Source organism: Okeania sp. SIO2F4, assembly GCF_010672385.1.
Lineage (GTDB): Bacteria > Cyanobacteriota > Cyanobacteriia > Cyanobacteriales > Microcoleaceae > Trichodesmium.
Map to the genome: position 1 here is coordinate 1 of NZ_JAAHGT010000390.1, position 8,486 is coordinate 8,486.

7 protein-coding genes and 2 pseudogenes are annotated in these 8,486 nt (G+C 35.0%); 1 reads left to right on the plus strand and 8 read right to left on the minus strand.

Going from position 1 to position 8,486, the window contains the following annotated elements; all coding sequences use genetic code 11:
* From F6K22_RS22510 to F6K22_RS22535, 5 genes and pseudogenes are all read right to left on the minus strand, one after another.
* Positions 1–453, minus strand: a pseudogene (locus F6K22_RS22510) (hypothetical protein); the annotation flags it as partial.
* Positions 454–1,500: 1,047 nt separating this feature from the next.
* Positions 1,501–1,767 (minus strand): annotated as a pseudogene (locus F6K22_RS22520) (transposase); the annotation flags it as partial.
* A gap of 156 nt (positions 1,768–1,923) precedes the next feature.
* On the minus strand, positions 1,924–2,469 hold the full coding sequence (locus F6K22_RS22525) for a hypothetical protein (RefSeq protein ID WP_293102947.1): 546 nt from the start codon (positions 2,467–2,469) through the stop codon (positions 1,924–1,926).
* A gap of 415 nt (positions 2,470–2,884) precedes the next feature.
* A complete protein-coding gene (locus tag F6K22_RS22530; protein WP_293102951.1) occupies positions 2,885–3,154 on the minus strand; it encodes a DUF5132 domain-containing protein in 270 nt (89 codons plus the stop codon).
* Positions 3,155–3,227: 73 nt separating this feature from the next.
* On the minus strand, positions 3,228–4,010 hold the full coding sequence (locus F6K22_RS22535) for an HMA2 domain-containing protein (RefSeq protein WP_293102954.1): 783 nt from the start codon (positions 4,008–4,010) through the stop codon (positions 3,228–3,230).
* A gap of 1,534 nt (positions 4,011–5,544) precedes the next feature.
* On the opposite strand from F6K22_RS22535, the gene F6K22_RS22540 reads away from it, so the two are divergent.
* Positions 5,545–5,982 (plus strand): NUDIX domain-containing protein, encoded by a 438-nt coding sequence (locus tag F6K22_RS22540; RefSeq protein WP_293102956.1) that lies wholly within the window; start codon positions 5,545–5,547, stop codon positions 5,980–5,982.
* Positions 5,983–6,346: 364 nt separating this feature from the next.
* Here F6K22_RS22540 and F6K22_RS22545 read toward each other — a convergent pair whose 3' ends face one another.
* The 3 genes from F6K22_RS22545 to F6K22_RS22555 all read right to left on the minus strand — a co-directional run bounded on the left by F6K22_RS22545 (position 6,347) and on the right by F6K22_RS22555 (position 8,312).
* Positions 6,347–6,505 (minus strand): hypothetical protein, encoded by a 159-nt coding sequence (locus F6K22_RS22545; protein ID WP_293102959.1) that lies wholly within the window; start codon positions 6,503–6,505, stop codon positions 6,347–6,349.
* 194 nt (positions 6,506–6,699) lie between these two features.
* Complete coding sequence (locus tag F6K22_RS22550) at positions 6,700–7,776, minus strand: RNA-guided endonuclease InsQ/TnpB family protein (protein WP_293102964.1); 1,077 nt, start codon at positions 7,774–7,776, stop codon at positions 6,700–6,702.
* 56 nt (positions 7,777–7,832) lie between these two features.
* Positions 7,833–8,312 (minus strand): DJ-1/PfpI family protein, encoded by a 480-nt coding sequence (locus F6K22_RS22555; RefSeq protein WP_293102961.1) that lies wholly within the window; start codon positions 8,310–8,312, stop codon positions 7,833–7,835.
* Positions 8,313–8,486: the final 174 nt, after the last annotated feature.

An 8,486-nucleotide genomic window follows, 5' to 3' on the forward strand; every position in this document is an offset into this window, starting at 1 on the left:
TTCCTCTTCAAAAAAGTATTTCTCCGTTGAATCTTCCGAATTATCTCTAACATTATCTTGAAAATTTGCTGATGATGATTGAGAAAAAAAGTCTGGTCTTAGAGAAATTCTCCCTGTTAATTGTAGAGTTCGATAAATATCTATAACTTCTTGCTTTTGACGTTTTCCTAAACGTTTCTTACTTATAATTTTCTCAAACAGAGCATGAACTTCTCGATCCAAGCTATTAATTTTTTCATCAAACGGTCTACTTTTATTAAACATTTCTTGACTCAAGGTTTGTATCTGTTGAGTCAGGTTAGATAATTCAGTTTTTTTACGTTTGATTTGAGTCAGAAGTTTTTTGTGCTTTTCATTGAGAAAATTAACTCTAGCATGAACAGAAGAAAATGATAGAGCATTTTCTTCTGATAGAAGATTATAGGTAGGTGTTTTTTGAGTTTTTCTTGGCATAATAAATGTCTTGACTATTATTTTGGCAATTTAATCTTTTATAGTTTATCGTGATTTACTCAATGTGTCACCTTAGTCAGAATTAATATTATATTCAAAGGAGTTATATGCAATGTCTCTGTAGATGCAAAAAGCTTAAGATTCAATTCTTCTATTACCGAATTACCAAAACATAATACCAGGATAAAGAAAAAATACAAATATAATTATAAATTGCCCATTTTGAGAATGTTTCATAGACCATAGATACTCTAGCTTATAGCATATCCCCAAATTAATGCTACTCTGGGAAAATGGCAAAAATAACCATCAAAATAACAAAAATTATTAAAAACTTATAAGCAGGTACACAAAATTAATTACACATATCTAACATAATGGTATACTCTGGTATCAAAACAACAAAAATGGTAAATTTTTATGAGGTTGATCAGGGAATTAAACAACGAAAATAGAAAATTATTGGAAAGAATGATTCGACAAAGTAAATCCCCTCAAGTTAGAGATAGCAGCTCTATGTATAATTTTGAGTTATCAGAGATTTTCGTTTGAAGGAATTAGAGTTAATATTTGAAGTCAGTAGAAAAAACATATATAATTGGTTGACCAGATGGGAAGATAGAGGAATAATAGGGATGTATCTCACAGGGTGACAAGCAGCTCAAAGCTATTGTGGGATAAGGCTTTAAAGCATATAAACAAGGGTAAAAAATTGACTGATTTTGTGATAATGATAATCATTATTAGTGGTGGTGTGGGTGAGCTTTGCTCACCCACACCACTAACCTATATTGAACTATTGTTCAATTAAATGCCCATTTAATAATTAGATTAATGGTAAGAGTTTGAGTATAAATAATTAAATATTATTTAACATTGACAGTGCTTTTAATCCCCTTTGATAATTCAACTTTTTCATCCGATTAAAATTCATCATTATGTCAACAATTTCAACTAAATATTCCCAAGCCATGACCCACAATTTACAATTGCATTCCTACCAAAAAATTGCTATGTCTTTTATATTTTCGTTTAGGCTCTGTTAATCTACAAATGTAGTGCGCGATACCCAGACTTTTTGATTAATTTACCATGGTAACATGAAGCAGTATAAGCAATAGCAATTAGTAGGATTAAATTAGTTATACTTTGGGTATTCGCTTGACTTGCCTCCAAATTATATCCACCAGTTTTACAATCTTTAAACATAGCTTCAATACCCATTCGAGAGCGATAAATTTTGATAACTTCATCTAAGCTTTCAATGTTTGTCAACAAGTACCAAGGCTCTTTTTCTACTTTATTTTTATATTTTCGTTTCCAATAAGCAACTAAATTAAAATGTCAAAATCCTTAATTTTGAGTAATATTGATGTTACTCAGAAATATTTTTGTTCCCGGAGATACAGGTAAATTTTTAAATGGTCCATATGTTTGATGCGGTTTTCTATAGTTAGTATCTTGTTTTTGTCAGAATATGAAATTTATTTTTTGAGTTCTCGGTCTAACTTTTAGCCAGTGAGATAACTCTACACCATGAAATTCCCGGTCTCCAATAACTACCAATTTATATTTTTTTAATAACCGTAAAACTGGTTTAATAAGCGCCTTTTGCTCGGCTAAATTAGTAGAGCCTTTTTTCTTCAAAACTTGCCAATAAATAGGTAATGCTCGTTTCTTGTATATGACAGCAATAACGAAAATATTATTATTTTTCCATTGTGTTCTATCTATCGTTAGAATTAATTGACTACCATCAGAAAATTCTTGATTGATAATTTTTTTGATAATAGGAAACCAAAACAATGGCAAACTTAAAGAAAATAATGATAAAAATCTTTGAATGTGACGGCGACGGCTTTCATATTTAATAGGTAAAGGAAAACAGGCAGCTAGTTTTTCTATTTTAACAGTTTTGTGAACAGTTAACAACCAAACTAAAATCTTTAAAATTTGGACTTGAGTATTGGTCAAAGATTGTTTAAAATCTGACTCATACAATGAAAAAAAATCCATTTTTGTCGGTCTATTGATATAAGTGGACCGACTTTTTCTACCATAAAATGTGACTGATGGCTACTATCAAAGATTGACATAAAAATCCATATTTTCCACAGAGTTTTAATCCAAGAAACCCTTATCTAACAATGGTTTCGAGCTGCTTGTCACCCCGTGAGGGTTCGGCCTTGGAGGCAGGTGCGGTCTTAAGCAGAAACCCAAAGCCTCCTACGGAGGAGCTGCCTCTTGCTACGGTAGCTCTCGCTAACGCTAACGCTTTTCATGTCGCTAACGCTAACGCTAACATGAGGTTTGGGAATCCCGCGTTGTCGCATAAGCGTAACGTCGGGAGGATGTCAAACAGTAATAACACAAAAAAAAAACAGGGGATGCCAATCCCCTGTAGCCAACAGATTTACCAACAATATGCTTGTTATTCTTCAGTAGTCTTTACATTAACTTTTACAGATTGTGCGGGTGTCATTTTTTCGGCTTTGACTTCAGCTACCAAGTCTTCTAGCATTTCTCCAGTTTCAGTTAAAGCAGCTTTGCTTTTTTCATAAAGTCTTATCCCACCTTTAAGAGTTGCCTTAGCAACTGGTTTAACTACAGGAACTAATATAGGTGCTATTACTACAGCGCCCAAACTAAACACTACTGTAGATAGATTTGTGTGTTTGACTGTTTTTAGTATGCTTGACATGATAAATCTCCTTTTACCTACATTAAGTGATGAGTATTTCCAGTAATGCTTCTTTAAGTTATGCTACTTGAGTTTATTGTGAAGATACTGAAGTAGTTAAATTAGCTTCTTCCACTAACTTAGCCAGGTGAGGAAGCATATCTAGATGAGATTCATAGGCGATCGCCACTGAAGCTGCGGAACTGTTAATGCGGACATTTGTCACTCCATCAGTGCTTAAGATTAATTTTTCTAGTCTCTGGCCATAGTCTACATCATTACTAACCTGCGGTACTCGCAACCTTACTCGTCCTGGGGTAGAATGAAGCACTTGAAATGACGGTGCAACAGTGGGAGTTAAATTTTTCTCTGTTGTTAACTCGCCCGACTCTGGTTTTAGCTGTTCGATTACCCCTCTAGTCAACTTCGATGTTATTAGGGAAACTGGTAAACTTCGCCAACCGGAAATCCCCAACTTTTGGTTAACCAACATACAGGCAGTCATAGGAATTAGAGAATTTATTAAATCTGCTGTAAATGTCATCGTAGGATTTACAGGTTGTGATAATTTATTTTCTACTGCTTCTGTCGTCGGCGATATTAATGCGGGGTTGCGTTCATCAATGTTTAAATCCTTCAATATTTCCCACAACCGAGACAAAGACATAGTGCTGAAATCGAAACTCACAACTAAGCTACCCGTGCTATTATTTAGTTTCACCTCGTAGATACCTTCATGCTGCTGTAGTTGTTGAGCTATTGCTTTGAGGGTAGGAATATCAATATTTTTACTACAAGCCTTTAAACGGATACGCCCAGGAGTGTTATGTACTACTTGCATCGCTATATTTGTTTGTTCTGTAGTTACGTTGGCCATTGCCCACCTCCCTGATGTCTAAAGAGCTAATTTAATCTGGATTTATAAGTACTAATTTATAGTTGCAAATTCCATGTTGAAACCAGGTTAAATGTTTTTGAATCTTTGAATCTATTTATATATTAATACTATTCATCCAAAAAAAGCAACCCTTGTTACAGTTATTAATATTTTGCTTATTAGAAAAAATTACTATTAATCTAGAAAACCTTGATTTAAAAGACTATTTTAAGGTTGAGAAGAGTAATATCAAATCAGAAAAATAATTCTCTACTTGATTAATCTATTGAATAGACTCAGATCTGCGAATTCCTTATATTTTTCTTTATTTTTAGCTAAGTATTTATTCTCAAACAACTTAAATAATAGATCACATAAGAAATCTTAAACAATTGTCATTGCGACCAGGGAAGCAATCTCGAAAACCTGGGAATTGCTATCCTAGTGCTGCTAAAAACTCATGCATCGAGTGTGTAATTCTGAGGTCTCCATTTCCATTTCCATTTCCTTTTCCTTCAGAAACGCTACACGAACAGAATGTAAGAAAAACTCAAGAAAATCAATACTTTTGATTGGTAAACCTTTTAGGATAGAGAAAAGAAAAAATTTTCCTTTTAGTCAATCTTCTTCTTAAAAAGAAAAGGTAATTGTTAATTGTTAATTGCTGAACCAAACTCGATTAAGTAATCTAATAATCAGTATTTTAACTTAGATAATTTACTTAGTATTGTCAAAAATACTCATAAAAACTACTGATTTAGAAGAGGGTTGGGTTAAGAGGCGATATAGCTGCCGCTAGGCTCCGCCAACGCTATTTTCTCACATTTATCAGAAAAAAGTCTTTACCTTGATCCCATACCCTATTAATCCCACAATTCTAGCCAGTTTTCTTAATTTTATTTGGAATCCAGCTTAACACCATATAAATTAGTCCCAGGTAAATTGTAGCTGTCAGTAAAATGTAGAAGCAATCAAAGTTAGTCATTATGGCCACCCCCTAGCTGTAATTTTATTTTCACCCCCTACACTTTTATTATTACTTGAATTTGACACAGTGACATCCCTAAATTTGGTATATCAATACGGCAAAAACTGGATTACCCATTTAGGTTGATTGGATGTAATTGTGCATCTGTATCTGTATCCTCTAAAATTCAATATAAGCTAAATAATCAATATTAATTAGTGACTATTATCACGAGTTATATTATTATAAATCATTTTTAATTTATTTTTTTATGATAGAATTTTTCTATATTATTAAGGCGATAACATAAAATCAAAACTGATATTAACTATAAAAAAATATTATATTTTCTTTTTAGAGAAGTATAAGCTGAAAATTGGACATTAATATTCACAGGACTTACCGACGCGAAGTAAGCAAACTCGGTTATGTGAGTAGATGTCTATAGTTCAAACCAAGGATTTATCGCAGAAACTTGGTTTTTTTAGGCAAATCCTAATTCAGATTTGAGTATTCTCCTAATGTTTACTATGGAAAATAAATTGAGTTGAGAATTAATTGGGAAAAATGCAATCAGAAGTAAGATTAAGAGTAGCAGTATTAGGATTATTTGTGGCAGACGATCAAGTGCTGTTACTGCATCAAATGACAGACCCAGAACCTAATTGTTGGGACTTACCAGGAGGAGGTTTACAACCACAAGAAACTCTAATGGAAGGACTAGCACGAGAGATAAAAGAAGAAACAGGAATTACAAATTTTCAGGTAGAACGACTGCTGACAATAGCAGAGAAATTTTTTCCTGAAGGAGAAGGGAAGCTACTTCATACTTTAAATATTATTTATCAGTGCACAGTGGAACCAAAACCAAGTAATCTCAGTAGTGACGATCCAGAAGTCGGACCTTTAGGAATTCAGTGGATAGCGATCGCTAATCTGACACCGAAAAAGTGTTCAAACAGAGTGTGGGAAGCATTGCAAGCAGCAGGTTTAGTGTCAACTTAAGTAATGTATACAATTTAGACCTCCCCAATTTGCTACCCTTCAAAGAGGATTGGCTAGAAGGGGAGACAGTTTAAGTATGATTGATTAATTGGAATTGCTCTAAAAGCAACTACCTAATAGTGACAATAATTAGGGTTTGCTGAAAAAGTATTTTTACTCTTTGTAGTAGTCAGTAGAAATGGTGAACTTAGGCAATGTAGTTGGAACAATTATCCCTTAATTTTTCCGCTGTTGTCTGTTTAAAATCCTCACTTTTTGCAGATCACGAGAGCAAAAAACTGGTACTTTCTCTGATAAAAAATGCCTTAAATCGTTACTGTATAAGTTTTTTAGATTTAATCAGCAAACCCTAATTAGAAAAAATTCATACATCAAATCCCATTGCTAAAGCAGTTTTTCTAGTTGCTGCCAAAGATGCCTCTAATATTGGTTTTCCTAAATCTTTCACTTGCTCAACTAGAGCTGCTCCTGCTACTTCTGGGGAACCAGCATCAAAAGGTGGTGCAGGGTTGTACTGCTTCATAAAACCGATATAAAACGTCTCTCTTGGTGCGCGTTCCCTCTCTTGGTCAGCATTCCCTTGCGCCTGACGGCGACGCGGGGTCTGACCGCTTGCGTCTTACGCACCCCGCGGGGTAGCACCGCATAATTAGTGACATTTTAATGTTTACTTCCTGCTTCCACTGAGGCCGTCGGCGGTTACTCATCCACAGGCATTCACGGGTCTTGCCCGACCGCATTTCTTAAGTTAATACTGGCGTTTAAATCTCTGTCTATTGACAAGCCACATTCAGGGCAGTCATAAGTTCTTACATTTAAGGGCATATTTTGAACATGACCACAATTCGAGCAAGTTTTTGATGATGGAAAAAACATATCAACTATTACTAACTCAGAACCGTACCATGGACACTTGTATTCAAGCTGTCTTCTAAATTCAGAAAATCCTTGGTCTGCTATTGACTTAGCTAACTTATGGTTAGCTAACATTCCAGATACATTTAGGTCTTCTATCACAACAATGCCGTGGTTTTTGGCTAGATATGTTGTCAGTTTATGAAGTGCATCTTTGCGGATGTTAGCTACTCGTCTATGTTGTTTGGCTACCTTGACTACAGCTTTGTACCAATTGCTTGAATGCTTAATTTTCTTACTCAGTTGTCGTTGTAACTTAGCTAGTCTGTTTTGCGCTTTTTTGTAAGGCTTAACACTCTGGAAGACTTCACCTGTACTTAGTGTTGCTAGTGTCTTAATTCCTAAATCTACACCTACAACTTCAGTAGTTTTTGGTGTGGGAGTTGCACTAAATTCATAGCTGCAACTTAAATACCATTCACCTGCAAGTCTACTAATAGTGATTTTTTGAGTAGTTGCTTCAATTGGTTCATAAGTTTTAACCATACCAATAAAAGGTAATTTGTGACTCCATCCATTTAATTCTATGGGTTTTCCACAATTATCAATTGTGAATGAATCAGACTTACCTTTCTTCTTAAACCGTGGGCGTTTACCCAATCCTTGGAAGAACCTCTTAAATGCTTCACCTAAGTTTATAAAAGCATATTGATAAACTTTAGACGACAAATTTTTCATCCAGGGGTAGAGGGGTTTGGTGTGATTAGTAAAAACCTCTCTGAGTTTACGAGGGTTGGGCTTGTAACCATCTCTGTAAGCAGTATTCCATAAACTTAAACCCCAGTTGTAGCACCATCTACTATAACCTGCGTGTTGTGCCATCAGAGTTTCTTGTTGATCATTTAATTTGAGTTTGGTTCTAATGGATTTCATGGAGATTGAGCGCAGCCTGTCTAATGGTGTGCTTAAATACGTATTATATCGTTATTCGTTGATTAAGTCAATGCTCCACCCCCAGTAATGCGGTTTCGGTCAATAACAACTCGTTCTGTTCCTACTTCAACTCCTAGCATTGCTAACTGGTCGCGAAACGCCCAATGGCAAGCAGCTCGGTAACCCTGTAGTAATTCAGCAGCAGCTAATATGAGAGAACCCGTACAAACTGATGTAACAAACTTGGCTGTTTTTCCCTGCTCTCGTAAAAATTGTAAAACCTCCTCATCCTGCATCATTTCAATTTGACCTGGACCTCCAGGAATACAAAGAACATCTAAATTTGGACATTGCTCGAAAGTGAGAGTAGGCAAAATTGTCAAACCATTATGACTGCAGACAGGTTCTAAGTTTTTCCAAAGTATTAGCACCTGAGCATTGGGAATAAATGAGAACACTTGAAAAGGTCCAGTTATATCAAGTTGAGTCATATCTGGATAGATAACTAAACCAATCTGATATTGCTGAGTCATATCTGTCATCTTTAATGTATATTGTTGAGGTTAACAAAACTAAGTTATTCTAACAGTTAATTGTGAGGCTAGTATCCAAGTAGGTACTTTTAACCAAAAATGTATAGAAATCCGCGCATAGGTTGCGGGTAATCAAAAAGTAGATAAAAAAACCGAAACTCGTACCTGTTCCCTGTTCCCAGA

Bases quoted from the DNA above. Each gene is read 5' to 3' on its own strand.
- F6K22_RS22555 (WP_293102961.1), bottom strand. From the start codon at position 8,312: ATGACAGATATGACTCAGCAATATCAGATTGGTTTAGTTATCTATCCA.
- F6K22_RS22525 (WP_293102947.1), bottom strand. From the start codon at position 2,469: ATGGATTTTTTTTCATTGTATGAGTCAGATTTTAAACAATCTTTGACC.
- F6K22_RS22530 (WP_293102951.1), bottom strand. From the start codon at position 3,154: ATGTCAAGCATACTAAAAACAGTCAAACACACAAATCTATCTACAGTA.
- F6K22_RS22535 (WP_293102954.1), bottom strand. From the start codon at position 4,010: ATGGCCAACGTAACTACAGAACAAACAAATATAGCGATGCAAGTAGTA.
- F6K22_RS22540 (WP_293102956.1), top strand. From the start codon at position 5,545: ATGCAATCAGAAGTAAGATTAAGAGTAGCAGTATTAGGATTATTTGTG.
- F6K22_RS22545 (WP_293102959.1), bottom strand. From the start codon at position 6,505: ATGAAGCAGTACAACCCTGCACCACCTTTTGATGCTGGTTCCCCAGAA.